The organism is Paenibacillus sp. FSL L8-0638 (assembly GCF_038593075.1).
Taxonomy (GTDB): domain Bacteria; phylum Bacillota; class Bacilli; order Paenibacillales; family Paenibacillaceae; genus Paenibacillus; species Paenibacillus polymyxa_D.
The window spans coordinates 3,648,403-3,672,424 of the sequence record NZ_CP151960.1 but is presented as its reverse complement, the minus strand read 5'-3'; the positions used below and the strand labels follow the sequence as shown (position 1 = coordinate 3,672,424).

General features: G+C 46.4%; 17 protein-coding genes and 1 tRNA gene. 10 read left to right on the top strand and 8 right to left on the bottom strand.

All coding sequences use genetic code 11. The features are described from left to right. The first annotated feature begins 247 nt into the window (after positions 1-247). From MKY35_RS16270 to MKY35_RS16255, 4 genes are all read left to right on the top strand, one after another. Positions 248-1,138, top strand: a complete 891-nt coding sequence (locus tag MKY35_RS16270) for an ABC transporter permease subunit (RefSeq protein ID WP_029517681.1) — start codon at positions 248-250, stop codon at positions 1,136-1,138. A 27-nt stretch (positions 1,139-1,165) separates the two neighbouring features. Beyond that, positions 1,166-2,044, top strand: coding sequence for a carbohydrate ABC transporter permease (locus tag MKY35_RS16265; protein ID WP_029517680.1), 879 nt, complete (start codon positions 1,166-1,168; stop codon positions 2,042-2,044). Positions 2,045-2,070: 26 nt separating this feature from the next. Then, positions 2,071-4,158, top strand: a complete 2,088-nt coding sequence (locus tag MKY35_RS16260; protein WP_342444236.1) for a beta-galactosidase — start codon at positions 2,071-2,073, stop codon at positions 4,156-4,158. A 102-nt stretch (positions 4,159-4,260) separates the two neighbouring features. Beyond that, on the top strand, positions 4,261-5,313 hold the full coding sequence (locus MKY35_RS16255; RefSeq protein ID WP_342444235.1) for a glycosyl hydrolase 53 family protein: 1,053 nt from the start codon (positions 4,261-4,263) through the stop codon (positions 5,311-5,313). 96 nt (positions 5,314-5,409) lie between these two features. Here MKY35_RS16255 and MKY35_RS16250 read toward each other — a convergent pair whose 3' ends face one another. The 4 genes from MKY35_RS16250 to MKY35_RS16235 all read right to left on the bottom strand — a co-directional run bounded on the left by MKY35_RS16250 (position 5,410) and on the right by MKY35_RS16235 (position 11,898). Then, positions 5,410-7,173: a HAMP domain-containing methyl-accepting chemotaxis protein gene (locus MKY35_RS16250; protein ID WP_342444234.1), complete on the bottom strand. Its 1,764-nt coding sequence runs from the start codon at positions 7,171-7,173 to the stop codon at positions 5,410-5,412. A gap of 326 nt (positions 7,174-7,499) precedes the next feature. Beyond that, positions 7,500-8,459 carry an AEC family transporter gene (locus MKY35_RS16245; RefSeq protein ID WP_342444233.1) on the bottom strand — a complete coding sequence of 320 codons (960 nt, stop codon included), beginning with the start codon at positions 8,457-8,459 and terminating at the stop codon, positions 7,500-7,502. Between the two features lie 99 nt (positions 8,460-8,558). Continuing rightward, a complete protein-coding gene (locus tag MKY35_RS16240; RefSeq protein ID WP_039270797.1) occupies positions 8,559-10,277 on the bottom strand; it encodes an NAD-dependent malic enzyme in 1,719 nt (572 codons plus the stop codon). A 379-nt stretch (positions 10,278-10,656) separates the two neighbouring features. Continuing rightward, positions 10,657-11,898: a nitrate/nitrite transporter gene (locus tag MKY35_RS16235; protein ID WP_342446658.1), complete on the bottom strand. Its 1,242-nt coding sequence runs from the start codon at positions 11,896-11,898 to the stop codon at positions 10,657-10,659. A 418-nt stretch (positions 11,899-12,316) separates the two neighbouring features. Here MKY35_RS16235 and nirB (MKY35_RS16230) point away from each other — a divergent pair, with 418 nt between their 5' ends. Both nirB (MKY35_RS16230) and MKY35_RS16225 read left to right on the top strand, forming a co-directional pair. After that, complete coding sequence (gene nirB, locus MKY35_RS16230; RefSeq protein WP_342444232.1) at positions 12,317-14,491, top strand: nitrite reductase large subunit NirB; 2,175 nt, start codon at positions 12,317-12,319, stop codon at positions 14,489-14,491. A gap of 81 nt (positions 14,492-14,572) precedes the next feature. Then, entirely contained in the window at positions 14,573-16,753 is a 2,181-nt protein-coding gene (locus tag MKY35_RS16225) for a molybdopterin oxidoreductase family protein (protein ID WP_342444231.1), read from the top strand. A 126-nt stretch (positions 16,754-16,879) separates the two neighbouring features. Here the strand turns inward: MKY35_RS16225 and MKY35_RS16220 are convergent, their stop codons facing one another. Both MKY35_RS16220 and MKY35_RS16215 read right to left on the bottom strand, forming a co-directional pair. Then, complete coding sequence (locus MKY35_RS16220) at positions 16,880-17,953, bottom strand: anthranilate phosphoribosyltransferase (RefSeq protein ID WP_342444230.1); 1,074 nt, start codon at positions 17,951-17,953, stop codon at positions 16,880-16,882. Positions 17,954-17,972: 19 nt separating this feature from the next. Continuing rightward, on the bottom strand, positions 17,973-18,575 hold the full coding sequence (locus tag MKY35_RS16215) for an ANTAR domain-containing protein (protein ID WP_342444229.1): 603 nt from the start codon (positions 18,573-18,575) through the stop codon (positions 17,973-17,975). A gap of 445 nt (positions 18,576-19,020) precedes the next feature. Here MKY35_RS16215 and nirB (MKY35_RS16210) point away from each other — a divergent pair, with 445 nt between their 5' ends. Together nirB (MKY35_RS16210) and nirD are read left to right on the top strand one after the other, a co-directional pair. Continuing rightward, complete coding sequence (gene nirB, locus MKY35_RS16210) at positions 19,021-21,453, top strand: nitrite reductase large subunit NirB (protein ID WP_342444228.1); 2,433 nt, start codon at positions 19,021-19,023, stop codon at positions 21,451-21,453. A 12-nt stretch (positions 21,454-21,465) separates the two neighbouring features. Next, the gene (gene nirD / locus MKY35_RS16205) at positions 21,466-21,795 is read left to right on the top strand and encodes a nitrite reductase small subunit NirD (protein WP_342444227.1); all 330 of its coding nucleotides are present in this window, start codon (positions 21,466-21,468) and stop codon (positions 21,793-21,795) included. A 248-nt stretch (positions 21,796-22,043) separates the two neighbouring features. Here nirD and MKY35_RS16200 read toward each other — a convergent pair. Next, positions 22,044-22,115, bottom strand: a tRNA-Val gene (locus MKY35_RS16200). A gap of 142 nt (positions 22,116-22,257) precedes the next feature. On the opposite strand from MKY35_RS16200, the gene MKY35_RS16195 reads away from it, so the two are divergent. Both MKY35_RS16195 and MKY35_RS16190 read left to right on the top strand, forming a co-directional pair. Next, positions 22,258-22,701 carry a GNAT family N-acetyltransferase gene (locus tag MKY35_RS16195; RefSeq protein WP_029517666.1) on the top strand — a complete coding sequence of 148 codons (444 nt, stop codon included), beginning with the start codon at positions 22,258-22,260 and terminating at the stop codon, positions 22,699-22,701. An 87-nt stretch (positions 22,702-22,788) separates the two neighbouring features. Then, entirely contained in the window at positions 22,789-23,025 is a 237-nt protein-coding gene (locus tag MKY35_RS16190) for a DUF3892 domain-containing protein (protein WP_029517665.1), read from the top strand. A 108-nt stretch (positions 23,026-23,133) separates the two neighbouring features. On the opposite strand, the gene MKY35_RS16185 is transcribed toward MKY35_RS16190, so the two are convergent. Further along, positions 23,134-23,892: an MBL fold metallo-hydrolase gene (locus MKY35_RS16185; protein WP_342444226.1), complete on the bottom strand. Its 759-nt coding sequence runs from the start codon at positions 23,890-23,892 to the stop codon at positions 23,134-23,136. Positions 23,893-24,022 lie beyond the last annotated feature (130 nt).

The following is a 24,022-nucleotide window of genomic DNA, read 5'->3' as shown; positions in this document are numbered from 1 at the left end:
CAATGATGTTGTAACAGAGTACGAAGGCTGTCCCGAGGTGGGCAGCCTTTTTACTACAGCTTCACCCGTATCGAGTAGAAATGAATGCGCTATCATGGTGTATTTGAAAAAAAGTTTTATTCGTTTGGCGAGCTTAAAAAAATGATTGCTTTTGTGCCATGTATGTTGGTTTTTTGAACTGTCGGGACTGCGAAAACGCTTTTATAATTGAAGTATACCATGAATGAAAGTTACAGGAGGAACTGCAATGAGAAGTCTGCAACGTACGTGGCCATTTCATATCATGCTGCTGCCAGCCATCATATTCTTAATTGTATTCAGCTACATTCCGATGGGCGGCATCGTGATGGCCTTTCAAAATTACAAGCCTTGGCTAGGCATAACGGGTTCCGAGTGGGTTGGACTGGATAACTTCCGTTTTTTGTTCCAACGAGAGGACAGTCTTCAAGTTGTATGGAACACGCTGATTATTGCTGTGTTAAAGATGTTTTTCAATCTGGTGGTTCCGTTTGTTTTTGCTATACTGCTGAATGAAATTCGCAAGGTCGGACTTCAGCGATCCATTCAGACACTGGTTTATCTACCACACTTTCTGTCGTGGGTCATCTTGGGCGGAATTCTGATTGACCTGTTGGCTACAGATGGATTTATGAACCGTATTCTCGGTAGTTTCGGGATCCAGCCTATCTTTTTTCTGGGAGATAATAACTGGTTTCGGTTTACTGTCATTGTTTCAGATATATGGAAGGAGTTCGGCTACAACACCATCGTATTTCTCGCTGCACTGGCGGGTATTAATCCTTCGTTGTATGAGGCTTCTGAAATGGATGGAGCGAGCCGCTGGAGACAGACGCTACACATCACTGTACCTTCGTTAATTCCGATGGTAGTCGTTGTTGGAACGCTTGCACTTGGCAATGTACTGAATGCCGGTTTTGACCAGATTTTCAACCTTTATAATCCACTGGTTTACCAAAAAGGCGATATTATTGATACATTCGTCTACCGGACAGCGTTAATCAATGGGGAAATGGGCTTTGCCACCGCTATCGGCTTGTTCAAATCCGTTATCAGTATGATTCTCATTCTGATATCTTATCGACTTGCTTACAAATGGGCAGGTTACCGCATATTCTGATTCCACGAGGCTGAAAGAGGGAGAGTCATGTATCATAAAACAACGCCATACCGCATCTTCAATGTGTTTAATATTTGCTTACTAGTGATGTTGTCTATCATGTGTATCGTTCCACTGATTCATGTGTTGGCGGTATCATTTAGTGCTAAATCAGCAGCAGATGCCAATCTGGTTGGACTGTGGCCAGTGCAGTTTTCATTAGAAGCCTATAAGAAGACAATGAATAACCCGATTTTTCTGCACTCCATCTGGATTTCTGTCTGTCGGACTGTATTGGGAACCGGCTTGACACTGCTGATTACCTTTTTAGCTGCTTATCCACTTTCAAAGGAAACATCTGTGTTCCGTAGCCGAAACGTATATTCATGGTTGTTCGTGTTCAGCATGATTTTTAACGGTGGTCTGGTTCCATTCTATATGGTTATTCAAAAGATCCATCTCATGGATAGCTTCTGGGTACTTGTTTTGCCAGGAGCGGTCAACACATTTCTGGTCATCCTTATGTTGAACTTTTTTAGAGGAATTCCCAAAGAGATGGAAGAGGCCGCATTGATCGACGGAGCAGGACATTTTCGGACATTGTTTAGTATCTTTTTACCGATATCCATGCCTTCCATTGCGACGATTGCGCTGTTTAGTATGGTATTTCATTGGAACTCCTGGTTTGACGGTCTACTCTATTTGAGCAATGCAAAGGACTATCCGCTCGCGACGTTCCTGCAAACTGTAATTATTCAGAAGGACATGAGTTCCATGAGCATGAGTCCAAAGGAGATGGAATTACTTTCTCAAACGACGGTTAATGCAGCGCAAATTTTCATTGGTGCAGCGCCTATTCTCATTGTATATCCATTTTTACAAAAGTATTTTGTTAAAGGTATGACGCTAGGTTCCGTCAAAGAGTAATAGAAATAATAAGGAGATGATTTACAGTGACGTATCAAAACATAACTAAGTACCCCCCGATTAGTGAGCGAATTCCACGTATGCTGCATGGAGCGGACTATAACCCGGAGCAATGGCAGCATTACCCTGAGGTGTTAGCGGAGGATATCCGTCTAATGAAACTAGCCAAATGTAACGTGATGTCTGTTGGCATTTTCTCATGGGTATCATTGGAGCCTGAGGAAGGTGTATTTACGTTTGAGTGGCTGGATCGTATTCTGGATTCGTTTGCTGAGAATGGAATCTATGCATTTTTGGCTACTCCTAGTGGAGCAAGACCAGCCTGGATGTCACAAAAATACCCTGAGGTGCTGCGTGTGGAGGCTAACCGCGTCCGTAATCTACATGGGTTTCGTCATAATCACTGTGCTACATCGCCTGTTTACCGGGAAAAAGTACGTATCATGAATACGAAGCTAGCCGAGCGTTATGCTAACCATCCGGCTGTGATTGGCTGGCATATTTCCAATGAATTTGGTGGAGATTGCCACTGTGATTATTGTCAGGGGGCATTTCGTGCTTGGGTCGAGGATAAATACGGTACGCTGGACAAGCTTAATCACGCATGGTGGACGACCTTTTGGAGTCATACGATTACAGATTGGAGCCAAGTTGAGTCTCCGGCACCTCACGGTGAAACACAGGTCCATGCCATGAATTTGGACTGGAGACGGTTTGTGACCGATCAGACCGCAGATTTTATCAAACATGAGATTGTGCCGCTCAAGGCTGCAAATCCAGCAATTCCGGTCACAACCAATTTAATGGAGTTTTTTGAAGGATTGAATTACTGGAAGTTTGCTGATCTGCTCGATGTTATATCCTGGGATAGTTACCCAACATGGCATGACCATGAGGGAGATGATAGTCGTCAGGCTGCTAAAGTGGCCATGATGCACGATATTATTCGCTCAATCAAGGGAGGCAAGCCTTGGATGCTCATGGAGAGTACACCGAGCTTGACGAACTGGCAAGACGTTAGCAAGCTGAAGCGGCCGGGAATGCATCTGCTATCGTCTTTACAGGCTGTGGCACACGGGTCAGATACTGTTCAATATTTTCAGTGGCGGAAAAGCCGCGGTTCAAGTGAAAAGCTGCATGGTGCGGTTGTCGATCATGTCGGACATGAGCACACTCGGGTATTCGGGGATGTGACCCATGTAGGTAATGCGCTGGAAAAACTGGAGGAGGTTATCGGTACTTCTGTACCGGCGGAGGCCGCAGTCATTTTTGACTGGGAGAATCGTTGGGGAATCAACGATTCACAGGGACCGCGGAACAAAGGTGTGAAATATGAAGAGACAGCTGAAGCGCATTATTTGGCACTTTGGGAGCAGGGAGTGCCTGTAGATGTCATTCATATGGATGCAGATTTCTCCAAATACAAACTTTTAGTAGCTCCGATGTTGTATATGGTCCGCAGTGGTGTGGGTGAGCGTATACAGAAGTTTGTTGAAAACGGTGGTGTTTTCGTAGCAACCTATTGGTCTGGTATCGTAGATGAACATGATTTATGCTTTCTTGGAGGCTTTCCGGGACCGCTTCGTAAGACGCTGGGGATCTGGTCGGAAGAGATTGACGGATTGCATGATCATGACCGTAATCACATTTTGCCGGTTGAAGGCAATGAGCTGGATCTGCAAGGGGAGTATGAAGCTGTAGAATTGTGTGATCTCATTCATACGGAGGGTGCAGAGGTACTGGCTGTGTACGGCTCAGACTTTTATGCAGGACGCCCGGCTTTGACGGTGAACCGTTTGGGAGAGGGAAAGGCTTATTACATCGCATCACGCAACACCGGACTGTTCCACAGTCATTTTTACAGAAGTTTAATTGAGGATGCAGGAATCAGTAAAGCGCTCAATGTGAAGTTGCCTCATGGAGTGAATACAGCGATTCGTACCGATGGGGTTCATGATTATATTTTTATACTGAATTTCACGCATGAGCCGCAAAGGATTACATTGGATGGACGAACTTATACGGATATGCTTGAAAATCATGCGATAGAAGACGGCAGCGTTCAATTGGATGCCTACGCTGTTAAGGTTTTAAAGACAGAGCGCAATAAATAGAACATGATATTAAAATGTGATTTCCGTCTTTTTCCCGAGTGAGGGAGCTGGTAGGTTGGTCAGAGGCAATGAGAATTATACAATTCGGATGGGAGATGACTTATGAAAACAGGTAACCGTACGATGGTATTTGCGATGTTGATCTTGTTATCCAGCTTATTGTATCCGTTCGACTCTGTAGGGTTGGGTGCGGCTTCGGCCGCCCCTGCTTTCGCCAAAGGAGCAGATATAAGCTGGGTAGCAGGAATGGAAGCGCAAGGTATGACTTGGAAGGATAAAAAGGGTGTTCGTCGAGATATACTGCAAATTTTGCATGATGACTATCAGATCAATTCGGTACGTATCCGTGTGTGGGTAAACCCTGACATGAAAGATTATGCAAGCGGATACATGAATGCCGAAAAGGCAGCAGAACTGGCGCAGCGAGCTAAAAAGTTAGGTATGAGCGTTATGCTGACTCTGCATTATAGTGATTCTTGGGCAGATCCAGGGCAACAGAACAAACCTTATGCGTGGCGCAATTTCACATTTACACAACTTATGGATGCAGTCTGGTCCCATACGGTCTATGTTATGGACACGATGAAAAGCAAGGGGGTAACACCGGACTGGGTGCAGATCGGTAATGAGACGAACAATGGAATGCTCTGGGAAGATGGCAAAGCTTCGGTGAACATGAAAAACTATGCCTGGCTCGTCAATACAGGTAATAATGCTGTGAAATCGGTAAGCAGTAGTACTAAAACGATCGTACATTTAGCCAATGGAGATAATGATTCCGTGTTGAACTGGAATATCGGCGGGCTGATTGATAATGGAGCTCAGTTTGATCTCATCGGGCTGTCTCTGTATCCGTCTCCTTCGGACTGGCAGGGCAAGGTGGATCAGACGATTACCAATGCCAATAACCTCATTGCAAAATACGGCAAAGGTATTGTCATCAGTGAAATCGGGATGGAATATAATGAACCTGCAGCTTCCAAGTCATTTATATCTGCAATCAAAACGAAGGTTCGGAACATCGGAGGCGGTAAAGGTACAGGGGTATTTTATTGGGAGCCTGCTGCAACTCCAGGTTACAATCAGGGTTATAACAAAGGTGCTTGGCAGGCTGACGGTAAGCCAACTTCAGCTTTGGAAGGATTTATAAATTAAGAAGTACGTAAGAGTACATCAAAGAACCTCTGATGCGCATTATATGCAGATTAGAGGTTCTTTACTATTATCTATGGGTATTTAGAAGTTATAAAATTAGGCTTCTCGGTTCACCTTGAAGAAAGAAATAAGCTCTTCCAGCTCGCCAGACATCAATGTAAGCTTGTCAGAAGCTTTGACAATAGAAGCCATAGACTCAGCTTGTTCTCCAATGGTTTGTTCAATTTGTTTGCTGCTGTCCACTGTTTTGCTAACTGTGGAAGACAGCTCGTCAGAGGTAGCTGACATTTCCTGCGTGCTGGCCGAGATCTGCTCCGTTGCACTGGATACCTCCTGGATTTGTGACGACACTTTATTGGACGCATCTAAAATTTCAGAGAACATTTCGCCTGTCTGCTTTGTAACTTCCAGCCCGACGTGAACTTCTTTTGTACCAAGGCTGATGCCTTTTACAGTTTGCTCAATTTCTTTTTGGATTTCTTCAATAAGCTCTGCGATTTGTTTGGCAGACTCTTGAGACTGCTCAGCCAAATTACGCACTTCTCCCGCTACGACTGCAAAACCTTTGCCTTCTTCACCGACTCTGGCAGCTTCAATAGAAGCGTTCAGTGCAAGCAGATTCGTTTGACTGGCAATGCCTGTAATGATGCTGACGATATTGCTGATTTCGTTAGAACGGTTCTGCAGCGCATTAACGGAATCAGCTGTACTTTCCATTGTAGTGGAGATGGAGTCCATTTGAGCGGAAAGCTTTTGGGCTACCTGATTGCCTTCAACGGAGCGTTTTTCCATAGAATAAGCTTGATCGGCTACGGAAGAGGAGCTCTCCGCAATGGTTTGGATAACCGTCGACATTTCATTCATAGCTCTGGAGCTTTCAAGTGCTGCATGATCCTGAGCTTCAAGACCTTGGGTTATTTCCTGAATGTTGCTGTTAATGACGGTCGTATTCGTACTGTTTTTCTCGCTAATGCTTAACAATTCCTGGGCAGATCCCGTAACTTCTTGCGTCGTATCCTGTACTTTCACCATTGTATCGTTAAGGCGCTTGATCATAGAATTAAATTTTTGATTGATAATGCCAAGGTCGTCCTCGCCTGTCTTGATTTTTACATTCAGATTTCCCTCGCTGACTTCTTCAATGCCCTTCATCAGGCTACGAATCGGGGAGAGGGTGCGTTTTACCAATAAATATTGGATCGTTAAGAAGATCGCAAGGAACAGAATGAGCAATGAAATACCGTATACAAGCAATTTATGAAGTCCGGTAGGTACAGAGCTCGCGTCTACGTCAAAGTATATCGCACTTGTGATTTTACCGCTTTCATCTGTAATTGGGTAAACAATGGTCGTCCATGTACCAAAATCGTCAGTATAAAAACTGCTAAACGCTGAGTCTTTAGATTGAAGCATTTTATTTACACCTTGTACATTTTCGTCTGGAAGAGTGTACATATCCCCAATATTCATCTTCGAGTCTTGGAAAGCTTGGACTAAATTTGTGGGAACGCCAATAATGGAAGTTTGATTTCCTTCTGTTAGCTCTGTGCCGAATATGTAAGCTTGGGCAACGTTAGGATAAAGTGTGTGAATAGAATCGAGAAATTTGCGTAAATCTTGTTGCACAGAGCCGTTATAATCTTTTTCATTCAATGCTTGTTGTACTTTTGTTTTATCAACATCTTCTGCCCATTTTTTAGTCAATACCTTAACTTGGTCTTGCAGCTGTGTGGTGAGAATGTTCTTTTGAAGTATATAGCTGGATGTGATGAGAATAGCTCCTATTAATACGATGTTAAGAAAAGAGATTAATAGATTTTTACCAAAAAAGGACATAGTTCTCCACTTCAAGTTTTTCACGTTTTCTTCTCCTTTGAATTAGCGATTTAGTTTCATATACAACCTATCCCATATATATTTCGACAATTTGCTTTCTAATTGTTAGGTATTTATTAAAAGGGAGAGTAGAAGGTTATACAAAAAGAACGGCGGCCCCCGAGTGAATGAAACGATGGGGCCGCCGCTTGTCGGCAAACTGGATTTATGTTGTTTTTCCAACTCAATTCTTACTAAATCACTTTATTGTTCAGACAATATTTAAAAAATAAGATAAATGAGGACAAACGGGTTTGCTTTACACCTATAAATACCTGGATTGCATTGAGGGTTCTTAACTTTTCTGTCCCTTATAAAAGAAGTGAAATGAGCAAGGGTAGTGAAATGAGCGATAAGACTGAGCTAATAACAAATGCAGATGCAGCTTCCGTTTCCAGTGTTTCATAACGGGTAGCAATCATAGCGGCCACAGCCGAGCCGGGAAAAGCGACAAGCAGTACGGCTTTGCTTACATCTTCATGGGATAGTCCTATCAGAACAGCAATACCGAGCATAACAATAGGCATTACGATGGCTTTCAGCACAGCGATGCTTAGTGCTTTTGGACTGAACGTAATCTTCTTGATACCAATGGTTACCCCGATGGCAAATAGGGCTGTACCGGCGGTAACATTGCCGATTTGATCAAACATGGATTGTAAAAGTTTCGGAGCGTGGAATCCACATAGAGTCAATATGACACCAAACAAAGGTACGCAGGCAAGTGGCTCGCTGAGTCCATGAAGGACTGATTTCATAGTGACTTTAAATAAGTTGCCTTTAGTGCCGTCGGATTCTGTTGTTTTGCGCTGGCCGACCGTTCCCAAAATACTTGCAAGAGGATCAAGAATGGCATTAACGACGATCCCGGTAATCGCAATCGGGATGGCGACTGCCGCACTTCCGAACAAGCTGCCCAGAACCGGAATTCCCATGAATGCAAAAGAAGGCTGTGTTGAATTCAATGCGAACATGGAGGATTCAGTCAGGCCTTTTTTGGCAATTAAGTGATAAACAATGAGCAATACAATATAAAAGCCGATTACACCAAGTAGCAAAGCCACAAGAAAGGGCCACTTTTGAATCAACGTCTCTCTTGGTGTCGTCGTAATACCAATAAACAAATGTGCGGGTAGAGCAAATTTCGTCACGAGTGTATTTAATCCCTTAGAAGAAGCGGGGTTAAAAGCTTTAAACAATCCTGCGAAATAACCAATTAAAATGACAAAGAAAATAGGAATTAAGATAATAAAAATATGACCTGTAGCCATGATGTCGCCTCCAATGAAGATGTCCGCCAAAAATGGCGGACATCAGTTAAATAATCACTTTGCGTATGCAAGTATAAATTTGATGTTGTTCGCTATTTTTTAAACCAGGACCGTTTCCTGACCATATTGTTTGATGGGTTTATATTTACAGTCCCACATCGCATCTCGAACTGCTTGTGCGATATCGTCCGGTTGATGACGCGCTACTCCATCCTGAACTGCTGCCTTGGCCACAGCCACGGCTACCGCTTCAGATACTTCGCGTAATTCATTGATTTTTGGCAGCAGGGAAGCACCAGGCTGCGACAAATCCACCATTTGAGCTACTGCATGGGCAGCTGCAGCAAACATGCTATCTGTTATGATTTTGGATTTTACCACGATTGCGCCAAGACCAAGACCCGGGAACACGAAAGCATTGTTGGATTGCCCAATTTCAAACTTAATATTGTTATAGATCACCGGCTCAAAAGGACTTCCTGTTGCAATCAGGGCTTTTCCTTCGGTCCAGTGGATCAAATCTTGCGGAGTTGCTTCTGCAAGTGGAGTCGGGTTGGACATAGGCATAATTATAGGACGTTCTGTATGTTTGGCCATTTCTTTAACGATTTCCTCACTAAATGCCCCACTAACACCGGAAGTACCAATCATAATCGTCGGTTTCACGCGGCGAATGACTTCAAGCAGAGGGATTTTTCCATCTTCAGCATGTTCCCAGTCACGGCATTCTGCAGCATCACGCGCATAAGGAACCTGAAATGGAAAAAGTCCTTCTGTTTCGTTGGTAAGCAGGCCACGATAATCATAAGCCCAGAAGTTACGTCTTGCTTCTGCTTCTGACAGTCCTTCCAGCATCATGGCGGCGCTAATTTGGTCTGCATTGCCGATTCCGGCAGCTCCTGGACCAAAGACTAGAACCCGATGCTTGCTCAGTGGGATTCCGGACAATTGAACACCGGACATCACACCTGCGAGTGTAACCGCTCCAGTACCTTGAATGTCGTCATTAAAAGTCAAAATACTATTTCCGTATTTATTGATAATGTTCCGTGCATTGACATTGCCCAAATCTTCCCAGTGCAGCAGGGCATTCGGGAAAAAGGAAAGTGCAGCTTGAACATAAGTGTCAATAAATTGATCATATTGTTCTCCACGTACACGTTTGTGACGATTCCCCATATATAAAGGATCTTCCAATAGCTTCTCGTTGTTTGTACCTGCATCAAGAACAACTGCCAGCACCCGGCTAGGATCTATACCAGCAGCAGCTGTATACACAGCAAGCTTACCAATAGAGATATTAATACCTCCGACTCCCCAGTCCCCGATTCCCAAAATACTCTCGGAATCTGTGGCTACGATCAGGTCGATATCATCAGGGTCCAGGTTCAAATTCTTAAAAGCCTCTTCGATACCCGCCAGATTATCAATAGATAAATACATACCACCGGGCTTGTGATATTCATGACTGTATTCCTGTATAGCCTGGCCTACTGTTGGTGTATAAACAATCGGGAGCATTTCGCTTAGGTGCTCAGAGAGCAAACGATAATAAAGGACCGTATTGCGATTAAAAAGATCATTTAACGCAACATTTTTACGCAAATTATCCGGTTGGCTCTGAAATTGCTCGTAAACCCGTTGAACCTGCTCTTCAATAGTTAATATCGTAGGAGGAAGGAGACCGTCAAGTCCAAGTTGTTTCCGTTCTTCCAAGGTAAAAGCCACTCCTTTATTCAGCAGTGGGTTGGCAAGTAGATCTTTTCCGGTTAATTTGGTTTCGATAGATCCGTCTTCCGTAAAATGAAAAGCACGCATTTTTAATTCCTTCTTTCTAGAAAATTACATTTAGTTCATCCTTGAACAATTCGTGAACAAGTATACGCCTTATTTTAAACCAAGTGAACAAGTATGTTGTGTGAAAAATGGTTATATAAGTGTTTACATAAGAGAAATTATGAAAATGAAAGCGATTTTCAATGTTTTTTAAATGAAAATTTCATTTAATTTTCATAATATTTTCGGAAAATATTGATCTAATGTGATGTTTATCATAGTTTTTATAGGTGTGATTCGATTGAGTGTGCATGAAAAATAGCTTAACTTCATTTTATATAAACGAAGTTAAGCCATTTTTTGGGCTATAGGGATGGTTGAGGGACAATTCAATGCTTCGCAGCTTTATATTTAATGAATATCAGGCATTTAATTCTCCAATGCGATTGACGGCTTCATCAGTAACTGTAGCAGAGCGTCGCATCCAGCTGTTACGCCATTTCAATTGCATTATGATGACGAGGGTAAAGGCACAGAACGTAAGTAGGCTCAGACAGATGAAGCCCGGCATATAGGAACCCGTTGATTTGTACAGATGACCCAGTATAAGAGGGAGAAAGTACCCGCCTATGCCACCAGCAGCGCCGACGATACCGGTCATGAGCCCGATTTCGTTGCCGAAGCGCTGCGGCACGAGCTGGAATACAGAGCCGTTGCCAGCGCCAAGGCACATCATGCCTACGAACAGCAGCACAACTACCACGGTAAGTGGCGGTAAAAACGCAATGCCGGCGAGCATAATCCCGGCCCCCGCATACAAGTACATTAGCATGCTTGAACCACCAATCCGATCGGATAAAAAACCACCTACAGGACGAAAAAAGCTTCCGGCAATCACACAAACGGTTGCAAAATCGGCGGCATGTACCGCGGAGAGGCCATACTGGGTATTGAAGAAAATAGTCAAATAATTAGAAAGGCCAACGAATCCGCCAAACGTCACGCAATAAAAGGCACAGAATACCCAGGCATCCCTCTGTTTGAGCACCGAAGCATATTGCGACAGATTTTTTGGTGCCGGGCGGTGAGGGCTGTTGCGGGCAAAAATACTGAACAGAATGAAGACGATTAAGATGGGGAGGATGGCCAATCCGAAAACGGCTTCCCAACTGCCAAAATGTTGAGCAATGCGGTTGGCGAACAAAGTCGCAAGGACGGTACCGCTATTACCGGCTCCGGCAATTCCCATAGCCAAGCCTTGATGCTCTTTGGGGTACCATTGACCGGCTAACGGCAACGCAGCTGCAAATGAGGCTCCAGCTACGCCCAGGAGCAGGGCAACAACGTATAATTGCTCCAGCGAATCAACCCACAGCCAGCCGAGCAAGAGCGGGATGATCGTGACAAGCATACCAATCTGTCCTGTGAGCTTGGGACCGATATAATCCGACATGAATCCGAGCACGAGCCGCAGCAGGGAACCACCGAGTATGGGTAGAGCGACAAGATTGGCTTTTTGTACAGGATCCATTGGATAATCATTGGCAATTACAACGGCCAACGGTCCGATCATCCCCCATATCATAAAACTGATATCAAAATACAGAAAGGAACCAAATAAGGTGGGCTTGTGTCCGCTTTTCCAGAAACTTTTTTTGTTCATTCTCCATCTCTCCTGTTCTAATTGTTGTTCTTTGTCTGCAAAATGTAATTTGAACATGAAAAGCCGCAAATCGCCCCTACATGGTATCTAGGAAACGGTTTGCGGCTTCATTGCCGTGGTTGACACACTTCATTGTGAGTCGACTTGGTATGATCACGTTGGAGTGATTTTAATTCAAATTATAAAAAAGGATCTATTGTATGTCAATATACATAACACAAATGAGAGAAAAAATTAAATAAAAGGTGAAAATATAGATTTCATGTATTGAATATTGACATGATATTCACAATTCAGTAATCTTAGATACATATCGGCACAACGATGTGCCGGCATTTACGGCAACGGTGCCCTTTTCCATTGAATGGAGAAGGGCTTTTTCTGTCTTATTTTATTCGGAGAATGGGGCTGGTTTAACATGATGAAAAAACTGGTCGTCGTCGGCAATGGTATGGCAGGCATCAAATGTGTGGAGGAAATACTCAATTTGGAGTCAGAGCGGTTCCAAATCACGATATTTGGTGCAGAGCCCCGTCCCGGGTACAACCGAGTGCTCCTGTCCAAAATGCTTCAGGAGGAGAGCTCATTTAAACATATCGTTACCCATGACTGGGACTGGTATGAAGAGAACGGGGTAAACCTGTACGCGGGTGAACGCGTCTGTCGTATTGATGTTGCAGCCGGGATGGTGGAAACGGAATCCGGCATGAAAGAACCTTATGACATGCTCATATTGGCAACGGGCTCATTACCTTTCATCCCGCCCATTCCTGGAGTGCGAAAACAGGGAGTAATTGCTTTTCGTGATGTGAATGATTGTGAAACCATGGCGAGATATGCCAAAACATACCGCAAGGCCACGGTTATCGGAGGGGGGCTGTTAGGACTTGAAGCTGCTCAAGGCCTGCTGAATCTAGGGATGGAAACTGAGGTTGTTCATAATGCGCAGTATCTTATGAACCGTCAGCTTGACCGGACGGCAGCTGTGCTTCTGCAGCGAAAGTTGGAGGAACAGGGCATGAGGTTTCATTTGGCAAAGGAAACGGTCAACATCATAGGCCGAAACAGGGCGCAAGGCTTGATGTTTGCGGACGGGAACAGGTTGGAAACGGATTTGGTTGTGCTGGCGGTTGGTATCCGACCGAATATCGAATTAGCTCAGGATAGCGGTCTGACCGTAAACCGAGCCATTGTCGTGGATGATTATATGCGCACGAGTATTCCTGGTATTTATGCCGTCGGCGAATGTGCTGAGCACCGCGGGATTTCATACGGACTGGTGGCGCCGCTATATGAGCAGGGCAAAGTGCTGGCAAAAGTTATTTGTGGTCGTGAAACGGCTCCCTATGAAGGGACGGTTCCGTATGCGCAGCTCAAGGTAGCGGGGATCCATGTGTTTTCCGCAGGAGACATTCGCGATGAGGGAAACGAGACAGCAGTTATGGAATATAACGGGATGCTGGAGGTTTATAAAAAAGTGATGATGCACGGCGGTGCTGTTACTGGCGCCATTTTGTACGGAGATACGGCGGAAAGTACCTCGTTGCTCGGAATGGTACGGCGCGGGGCGTCCGCTACAGAGCTTACATCCCGGGATAACAGCCGGAGCAAAGCAGAGGATGCGGCAGCCGCACTGCCGGAAGAAGAAACGGTATGTGCGTGCAACGGCGTGAGTAAGGGGGCTATTTTGCGAGCGATTGCCACGGATAAGCTGAAGACGGTGGAAGAGGTGAAGAGCCGGACCAAAGCGTCCGGTTCCTGTGGGGGCTGTCGGCCGCTGGTGGCTGCACTGGTCAAAAATAGTTTGTCCCGATCCACAGATTCCGGACCTGTAGTTACTCCAACCGCCCAAGAAATTGTCCCTGTGTGTGGATGTACGCATTACGATCATGATTCGCTTAAAACAGCTATGGTGGACGCAATCTGTCAGACTCCAGATGAAGTAGTATCCCGTCTCGGTTGGACTAGACAGCAGGGGTGTGAATTGTGTCGTCCGGCTGTACTTTATTACTTGGAATCTCTCGGGTTGCGCGACAGATCTGCGACAAATCCATTAGGGGCTGGCGTTGCGGTTCAGGTCACACCGCAGTACGGAGGAGCGGCGCCCTCTGCGGGTCTGCGCTTTACGAACCTAAATGCCGAGGATCGGTCTTTTGTTGAGTCGGATCTGATGGATCAGGCATTTGTAGAAGTAGCCTGGCTAAGAGAGCGGTTGGCAACTTTATGGGGAAGTCTCGCATTGCCAGCGTTAGTTACAGTTGCTATTTGTCCTGGATCGGCATATCCCGGAGGTGTACTTGTCCACGATATTGGAATATCTCGTTCTCCAGCAGGCTGGGAGGTCTATGCGGGTGGCCATGCAGAGCATCCGGTTCGCCAGGGGCAGCTGCTTGGATTGGAGGAAGACCCGACAGAAGCGGTTCTGCTGACTGCAACTTGCTTGCAAATATACCGACATAGTGCCCGGTATGGGGAAAAAATGTGGGAGTGGATTGAAAGGACTGGTGTTCTGGCATTACGGGAAAGTGTGCTTGACGCTGCTCTTCGAAGTGGTCTAGCGGGTAGTCTGCGGACCACAATGCTGACAGGATGACGGGTTGAGTTGGAGTTATGGCGAATTATCTATCGTGCAGACGATAAAATTCCGAAAAATGGCGAAAGGGAGGTGGCTTTGATGTGTCAGTCAGGAGAAGGCAAACCGGAAGCTGGGCTACATGTACCGTCAGTAATGGATACGCAGTGCCCGTTTTGCAGCGTGCAATGTAAGATGACCGTTAGCACGGGTACAGAGACACTTGCGGGTATCATTCGTACAGTGTTTAAGGCGGAAGGGAAGCCTAATGCAGCCTCGCAGGGTAGGTTGTGCATCAAGGGAATGAATGCGCATCAGCATGCGACTCATGCGGAAAGGCTGGTACAGCCCCTCATTCGCAAAGAGGGCCAACTGGTTCCCGTCAAGTGGGAGGAGGCGTTGGATACTATAGCTAGCAGTTTCTCTACGCTACTGTCCACACAAGGTCCTGATGCAATCGGAATTTACGGTGGAGGTTCACTCTCCAATGAAACGGCTTATTTACTCGGCAAATTTGCAAGAGTGGCTGTAGGTACGCGATATATCGACTATAACGGGCGCTTCTGCATGTCGGCAGCGGCATCCGCTGGCAGTAAAGTGTTTGGCGTTGATCGCGGACTGACCTGCAGGCTGGCTGATATTCCGTTGGCTCGTTGTATTGTGCTCGCAGGTACAAATATCGCTGAATGCCAGCCGACCTTAATGCCTTACTTTCACCAGGCGAAGGAAAACGGCGCCTTTGTCATCGTAATTGACCCGCGCGCGACACCAACGGCGGCCGCCGCTGATTTGCACCTGCAAATCAAGCCGGGTACGGATGCTGTGCTGGCCAATGCCATGCTAAAGGTCATCGTGGATGAGGGATTTGCGAATGAAGAGTTTATCCGCAAGCGGACCAACGGCTATGACCAGCTGTTGACTCATTTGAAGGGTGTGGATCTGAGAGAATCGGCTGCGTTGTGCGGAATTGAAGTAGAAATGATCCAGCAGGCAGCACGTGCCTTTGGCAGTGTGGAGACGGGCATCGTTTTTACGGCCAGGGGTGTTGAACAGCAGACAGATGGACATATGGCGGTGCGTGCATTTCTTAATCTGGTGCTGGCCACTGGCAAGATTGGAAGGGAAGGATGCGGTTATGGAGCTATCACAGGTCAGGGAAACGGGCAAGGGGGACGAGAGCACGGCCAAAAGGCTGACCAGCTTCCTGGTTACAGATCGATTGAGGATGAAGAAGATCGAGCCTATGTGGCGTCCGTATGGGGAGTAAAACCAAGCAGTTTGCCAGGAAAGGGGGTGTCCGCCTATGAAATGATGGAGCTTGTCCATCAGAAACAAATCCAAGCTTTGTTCGTGATGGGCTCTAATCCTATTGTATCTAACCCGAATGTCCGGCTGGTGGAGAAAGCCCTCAAAAAGCTGAATCTGCTGGTTGTGGCGGATATGTTTCTCACGGAAACCGCGCGGATGGCTGACGTTGTTTTGCCTGTGACATCTTATTTGGAGAATACGGGGACCATGACCAATCTGGAGGGCCGCGTTCTGCTACGGGAAGCGGCGAGGTCCGCACCAGGCGAGGCTAGAGATGACTGGAACATCTTGTGTCAGGTGGCTGCAAAGCTAAACAAGGGCGGCTATTTCTCGTACAGGGATGCCGAGCATATCTTTGAAGAACTGCGGCTCGCCAGCCGGGGCGGTCCTTCCGATTACTACGGGATCACATACGACAGGCTGCGTCGTGAAGAAGGAGTATATTGGCCATGCCCGTCTACGGACAGAGCCGGTATGGATACAATGTTTCGGGAAACCTTTGGCCATTCCGATCAAAAGGCTGTTTTTACGGTGGTTGAAAGCTGTGGAGCAGGAGAGGAGATATCAGAGGAGTACCCGCTTATTTTGACGAACGGCCGTGTACTGGCTCACTATTTGACCGGTGCACAAACGCGCAGAAGTCCGTCGCTGGCCGCGCGAGAGATTGAGAATTATGTGGAAATTCATCCGCGGACAGCGCGACGCTGGCACATCAGGGACGGGGAGTGGGTAGAAATAGCATCACAGCGCGGCAGCTTCACTGTCCGCAGCCGGATCAAACCACATATCCGCGAAGATACGCTCTTCGTGCCCATGCATTGGGGTGGGATACAAAATGTTAATCGGGCGACCCGCCCTGATCTTGATCCGTTCTGTCGGATGCCTGGCTTCAAAACGGCAGCTGTACGCATCCGTCCCCTTCATCTGGCTGCAGCCGCAACCAGTGCAGATAACGAGGAATGGTCGGAGTTCTAGAGCAGGACGGAGTAAGTGACTTTTTCTTTGCATAAAAGGCCAGCCCCCTTGTATGAGTGAGGGAGCTGGCTTTTTTGAGTTGGACAGTTTAGGGCTCGTAATCACTAGACTGCGTGACGCCAGTAATTATAAATGCAATCGGGTTTCAGATCTGTCTGCTCCCGTTTTTATTTCTGTTCTGAGCATGGCTTCCCGCCAGTGACAATACAAACCCCAGGCGTGCCCATTTTCTAGCAGCGGTTTGCAGGTATACAAACCTTCCTCTATGGAGTCAACTCGCCCTGCAACGAACAGCCGGACCGCACTGTTGAGTAACACTTGATTCGAAAAGGCTATAGAAGCTGTGCCTTGTAGCACTTCCTCCGTAATGCGCAGTTGTTCAGCGGGGGTCCAGTTATGCTCTGGTACCACCGAATCCAGTCCGTACATTTCCGGATCAATAACCTGTAATGATACCTCGCCGTTAGCAAGCAGGTAAGTCCGGGTCGGCCGATCGATGAACAGATCCTCCGATCCTTCGCTCCCTTGGACGATCAGAGCTCTGTGGTAATTCAGATTTTGTATGAGTTTCGCCGTCTTTTCGAACACAGTATTGTGGAAAACGCCGAATACAATATATGGGGAAGAACCGTAATCAACCAGTTTCTCGGCAGTATTCAGCACTGTGCGAAGCCCCAGTTCTTCGCGAATGGGCCGCATATCTCGCAGGGGCACACACCACTGTTCGGAGGCTACGAACAGTACACCAGTCAGCTTCGCGGCATGAACGGCGATTTCACGCGTCATGTTCCGGGGCGTTACCCCCATTTCCTGCAATAAAAGCGGGAGCGTAACACCCCATTTGGGAGGGAGGGGTGCACTACCATGCATCGTTACAGGAATTCCGCATGAGGCGAGTAGAAAGGCCGTTGCGAAGGTGGCAATAAATGAAGACTTCCTGCCATCATACGGACCGGCGAAATCAATACCTTTATGCATCGGGTAGCGATGGGTATATTTACGGCAGACGTTTACGAATGCTTCCAGCTCGCCAACACTCTCCATTTTAATGCGCTCCGCGGCAAAGAAAGCTCCGATTTGAGCAGGGGTTGCTGACTGGGTCATAATAAGTTCGGCAGCAGCTTCGGCTTCGGCGTAATTCAGATCCCGGGCGCCCCTTTTGCCACGACCCACTTCTTTTAATATTTCTATGATATTCATGTTCAGGCCCCTTTCAGATTTATGCTTTTAACATTTGCTGTGCTTTGACGATGGAAATTGCCACATCAACGATACGTTTGCGTTCGTTCATTGCTTTTTTCCGCAGCACATCATATGCTTCCGCTTCCGGGATACCGTTTACTTCTCCAAGTATTCCTTTCGCCATATCAATCCATTTGCGTTCTTCCAATCGAGCGGTCAGTTGCTTGCGTTCACTTTGCCAGTGCTGGCGTTCAAAAAAGCGTTTGGCACTAAAATGAAGAGCCCAATTCAGCTCATGGGCTGCCATAGAAGGGGTTAGAATGCCATCAACAGTGACATCAGCTTCACAAGCCTCTGTCGATGATAACGCTGATTCTGCGCTGCACCACCAGAGCAACGGGACTGCTTTGGCTTGCTCCAGCCTGCCACCCCACATGCTGATCGTGCCGACAGGTATGTCTAGTACCGCCGCATCTGCATTAAGGATTAGCTGTTTGATTTCAGATTCATTGCGGCAAGGCAGAGTTAGGTATCCGTTGGATTCTAAAAGGTGTTCAGGTCCTGCCTGCCATGAGGAAACGGCGTGTGTCTGCTCAGATACATGGTCAGAATGTAAGTGAATTACCAACAAGGAACGCAAGCGGGCTCCTCCTCTCTGTAATATGAAGGGTAGTTAGCGATGGGGATGGTATTCATTGATAACAAATATGACATGGGATTTTACCCGTTTGCTTTATTTTTCCACCATCATCAAGTTAAAACGGACTTTTAAACCATTTTGGCGTGTTTTGGTCTGAAAATCAATCCTAATTTTGTAGGGGAGTGATATTTTATACGTCATAGACATGTTACATGGTGATAAAATATAATTTTTTACAAGTTAATGCGTGAGGAATGTTGACATATCATTTGAACCATTATATATTAGCTACAATACTTTTTAATTCCATACTCTAATGGATACAACGGCGTATTCGATGAAACGGCAATGGAGCCTGTTTTCTCATGTGGGGGATATTTTGAATCCCCATATGTGAAGCGGGCTTTTTATGTTTTGAGGATACAAATGGAAAGGGAGTGACCTGATGAACAATATCCAAAAGTTAGTGTTGATCGGCAACGGAATGGCGGGGATACGCACTCTCGAACATTTGCTGAAGCTTGCACCAGGTAGCTATGAGATTACGGTATTCGGGGCCGAGCCCCATCCAAACTATAACCGGATCATGCTGTCTTCCGTTCTGGCGGGAGGGGCTGGTTTGCAGGATATTGTCATCAACGACTGGAGTTGGTATGAAGACAACAATATTCGATTGTATACCGATGATCCTGTCACAGCTATCGACACGGAAAAGCAGCAGGTGACATCACGCTCCGGCGTATGCATCTCTTATGATTTGTTGTTGTTGGCAACGGGGTCTAAAGCTTTTATTCTGCCGCTTCCAGGGGCCGACAAGGATGGTGTTATCGGTTTCCGGGATATTCGTGACTGTGAAACGATGATGGAGACGGCGAAGACGCACAAAAAAGCAGCCGTCATCGGTGGCGGATTGCTTGGACTAGAGGCAGCCAGGGGGCTGCTTAACTTGGGGATGGACGTCACAGTTATCCATATTAACGGATATATTATGGATCGGCAGCTGGATGAGGCTGCTTCCCTTATGCTACGGCGCGAGCTGGAAGAGCAGGGAATGACATTTCTGGTCAATAAGCGGACGGCGGCTATAACAGGACGTCGCCGCGTGGAAGGGTTGAAATTTGCCGATGGCAGCGAGTTGGAAGCGGATCTGATCGTTATGGCGGTAGGCATCAAACCAGACATTGAACTGGCGGTGTCGGCGGGAATCCCTGTAAACCGCGGGATCATCGTAAATGATCACATGGAAACGAATATCCCCGGTATCTACGCCGTTGGAGAATGTGCAGAACACCGGGGAATCACTTACGGGCTGGTTGCTCCATTATATGAGCAAGGTGGTGTACTGGCTCAGCGACTCGCGGGAATGGAGACTCCCGGCTACAGTGGTTCAGTTACCTCGACAAGGTTGAAGGTATCGGGTGTCGACGTGTTTTCAGCAGGGGATTACAAGGATGAACCGGGAACACGTTCCCTGCGGTATCAGGATGATATTGGTGGCGTCTACAAAAAAATCGTAATCAAGGAAGAAAAACTGATCGGAGCCGTTCTGTTTGGGGATACGTCTGACGGAGCCATGCTGTTTTCGTTGATCAAAAGTGGCGAGTCGGTGGTTGGCCGAGAGAAAGAGTTATTACTTGGCTTCAATCCTGGTCAACCAGAAGCTAGTGGCTCCATGATGCTGGAGCAGATGCCTGATGACGAAATTGTATGCGGATGTAATGGTGTATCCAAGGGTGACATTGGAGAGGCGGTTGCGGCTGGCTGCCGGAGTGTCGGGGAGATTAAGGCATGCACAAAAGCATCGGCATCATGTGGCGGCTGCAAGCCATTAGTGGAGGGACTCTTACAGCTATACGCAGGCGCAGAAGCCGGAGAAACGATGAAAGAGGGTATTTGTAGTTGTACGACGCTTGACCGGGAAGCGATCATTGATGGCATTCGGGAGATGGGATTAAAGAGTGTCAAAGAAGTGATGAATGTGCTGGGATGGAACGAACCGGAAGGTTGCACTAAATGTCGGCCGGCCCTCAATTATTATCTAGGTATGCTATGGCCACTGGATTATGAAGATGAGAAGGAATCCAGATTTACGAATGAACGGTACCATGCCAATATACAAAAAGATGGCACCTATTCTGTCGTGCCCCGCATTTATGGAGGAGTTACTTCACCTGCCGACCTGAAGAAAATTGCTGCTGTCGCGGAGAAATACAATGTGCCTCTGGTTAAATTTACGGGTGGCCAACGTCTTGACCTGCTTGGTGTGAAAAAAGAGGATTTGCCAGGGATCTGGGCCGAGTTGGATATGCCGTCTGGATATGCCTATGGAAAGACGCTGCGAACGGTTAAGACGTGTGTAGGTAATACCTTTTGCCGCTTTGGCACTCAGGATGCTATGGGGATGGGCATCCGGTTGGAAAAGGTATTTGAACGTCTGAATGCTCCATCCAAAGTCAAACTGGCTGTGTCCGGTTGCCCGCGTAACTGCGCTGAAGCGACGATCAAGGATTTGGGCGTCGTTGCTATTGACGGTGGCTGGGGGATCTACGTTGGAGGTAACGGCGGTATCAAGGTTCGGGCAGCTGAACTACTTTGTACCGTTAAAACCGAGGATGAAGTGATGGAATGGACCGGTGCCTATCTGCAGTATTATCGTGAGCAGGCCAATTGGAACGAACGCACAGCCCATTGGGTGGAACGGGTCGGAGTGGAATCCATCAAACAGGCACTTTCGGATGCAGAGACGAGGAAGCAACTGGTGACCAGAATTGAAGAGACATTAAGCACGACGACTGATCCGTGGCACGAAATTATTCACAACGAAGAGCTGCGCAAAAATTTTGTGCAGCTGCCGGAACTTAAGCCAGTAATGGAATAGGGGGCTGACAAAATGGAGACCAATACGACAACCAAGAGAATCAGAATAGCTAATTTGAACGAAATTGACCGACGTGGAGCAAGGACAGTTCGCATTCATAATACAGAAATAGCTGTATTCCGTCTGAGCAATGGCAGCGTGCATGCGCTTGAGAATCGTTGTCCGCACAAAGGGGGACGGTTATCCGAAGGAATGATATGTGGCTCAGCAATCCATTGTCCGCTCCATGACTGGAAAGTTGACCTTTCCACTGGCCGGGTGCAAGAGCCGGATACTGGATGTGTGACTGCTTACCCGACGGAGATTGATGGTGAGAGCGGGGCAGTTTATATCGTAATCTAAGAGTTCTATGCGTATTGTGCTGAGGTCCTGCTTTTTTTCTTCTATATATAGAAGGATTAAGGTGAAAAGCTTTGCTGAAGAAAAAATGGCATTGTTAAATTACAACGATCTGAGTATACAGAAAAGTCGACCCTATCTTTCCGGGCGGCTTTTTTATCTTATAAGTATCATTTTGATTAAAAAACAGGATAACTGGATTTATCTCTAGACAAACAAAAAAAGCCTTGAATATCAAGGCTTTTGACGAATAGGACGGATGGGGATCGAACCCATGACCCTTACCCTGTCAAGATAATGCTCTCCCGCTGAGCTACCGTCCTTCGGTTATTAGATAATATCATGTATTAACCATATATGTAAAGTGAAAAAATAGAAGTCAGCCTGTACTTCATGACCATTTATATATATAATTCGAATTTAGTGAGTTTATAAATTTGGAGTTAATGATAGGGGGAACAGGCGATGGCCGCAGAAATTATAAGTGTAACAACAGAGGAGCAGCTACAGGAGGCAATATCGATCCGTACCAAAGTGTTTGTCGATGAGCAAAAGGTTCCTCTCGATTTAGAAATTGACCATTATGACAAGCTGGGAGATACGGCCCATCATTTGCTAATTTGTGAACATGGTGAAATGGTGGCCACTGGTCGGTTGACATACTATGAGGAAGATACAGCTAAAATGCAACGTATTGCCGTTCTCAAGGAGCATCGTGCCGCAGGCTATGGACGTGTATTACTGCTAGCACTGGAGGAACGTGCACGTGAATTGGGGTTAAGATACTCGTTGCTAGATGCCCAATGTCAAGCCGAGAAGTTTTACGAAAAGCTTGGCTACGAGACGATCTCAGATGAGCCTTTTGACGATGCGGGAATACCGCATGTTCGTATGCGCAAAAAGTTGTAGTCGGCAGCGCAAGGTGCATACAAGTCTGTACAATGCGCATGCTAGTAAAAGTTCCTCCACTATACTATGGATAAGGAGCGATACAGCATGGCTAATACAGAACGGGAGCAAATTACAGCAGTACGTAAAAATGGGGATGGCGACCTTACGTCTTTTCAGACATCTACCGGTCGAATTTTAGATTATAGCCAAGCATTGAATGAGATTGAGACAGGCTCAATTGCAGGCGTTAACGTTTTCAAGGCCAAGGATGGCAGCAAACGAATTCGGGGAGATGCCGACGGAGATCCTTCTAATAACCTGGATCAACTGCCATTGTTCTGACCTTAACTCGCAACATTAGCATTATATTTAAGAACAGCAAGCCGCCTGGCTTTCCTACAAAGGATAGCCAGGCGGCTTTTTGTTAATTGTTAAGCTGTATTTAGCATGCTACTCTGCACGTTCCAACTCTGCAAGTTGATATAATCGTTGCTGTTCCAGAAAGGACATGACGCCAGCTTTATCCCTGAATTGTTCCATATCATCACTATAGTGCATCAAATGAATCCGCTCTTGAAGAGATGGCGCCAAGCTTAGCAGCTCGTTCAACGTCGTATGGACTTCTCCGGCACCTTGTAATTGAACCTCATGCAGAATACTCCGACATCCTCGTTCATGCACCAGATGATGAAGCAAATCAGGGTCAAAAACCATATCTGCACTATAAAAAAGTCGGTCATTTATGAATAAGGAATAACTGTTTTTACCAGGAATATGCCGTGTAGGGATCAGCTCCACCTGGATACCGGATACTAATGTAGTGGGCACACCAGGCGTTATTACGTTTACCTCGAATACATCTTCAAGCTTGTCAATCATACCCTGCTGTGACATCCCGCCCTTGAGTGTATGCTCCCATAAAGGGTGGATTAGGGGTTCGGCGATATAAAGTAGAGGCTTGCGACGATGGAGAATGTTCATTTGAAAACCGAATTCCTCCAAACCTCCGACATGATCTGCGTGAATATGTGTGATTAAAATGGCGTCAATTTCAGGCAAAGGAACGCGCATTTGGTGTAATGCTAACGAAGCGGTTGTACCACAATCGATTAGCAGTTTGCCTTCTCCGCTGTCCAGCAGCGCGTTGTTGTTGTAATAATGTTTGGCAAAGGCACTGCCTGTGCCAAGCATTTGTATCGTTAGGCTCATAATGGATCTATCCTCCAGACTTTGTGTACTAGGACATTCTACAGTCGTATTTTACCACCTATGCTGCTGGAACTAAAGATTTGGCTCCTTATGTAAAAACTTTGGACAATTTGTGAAACACAGCGCAACT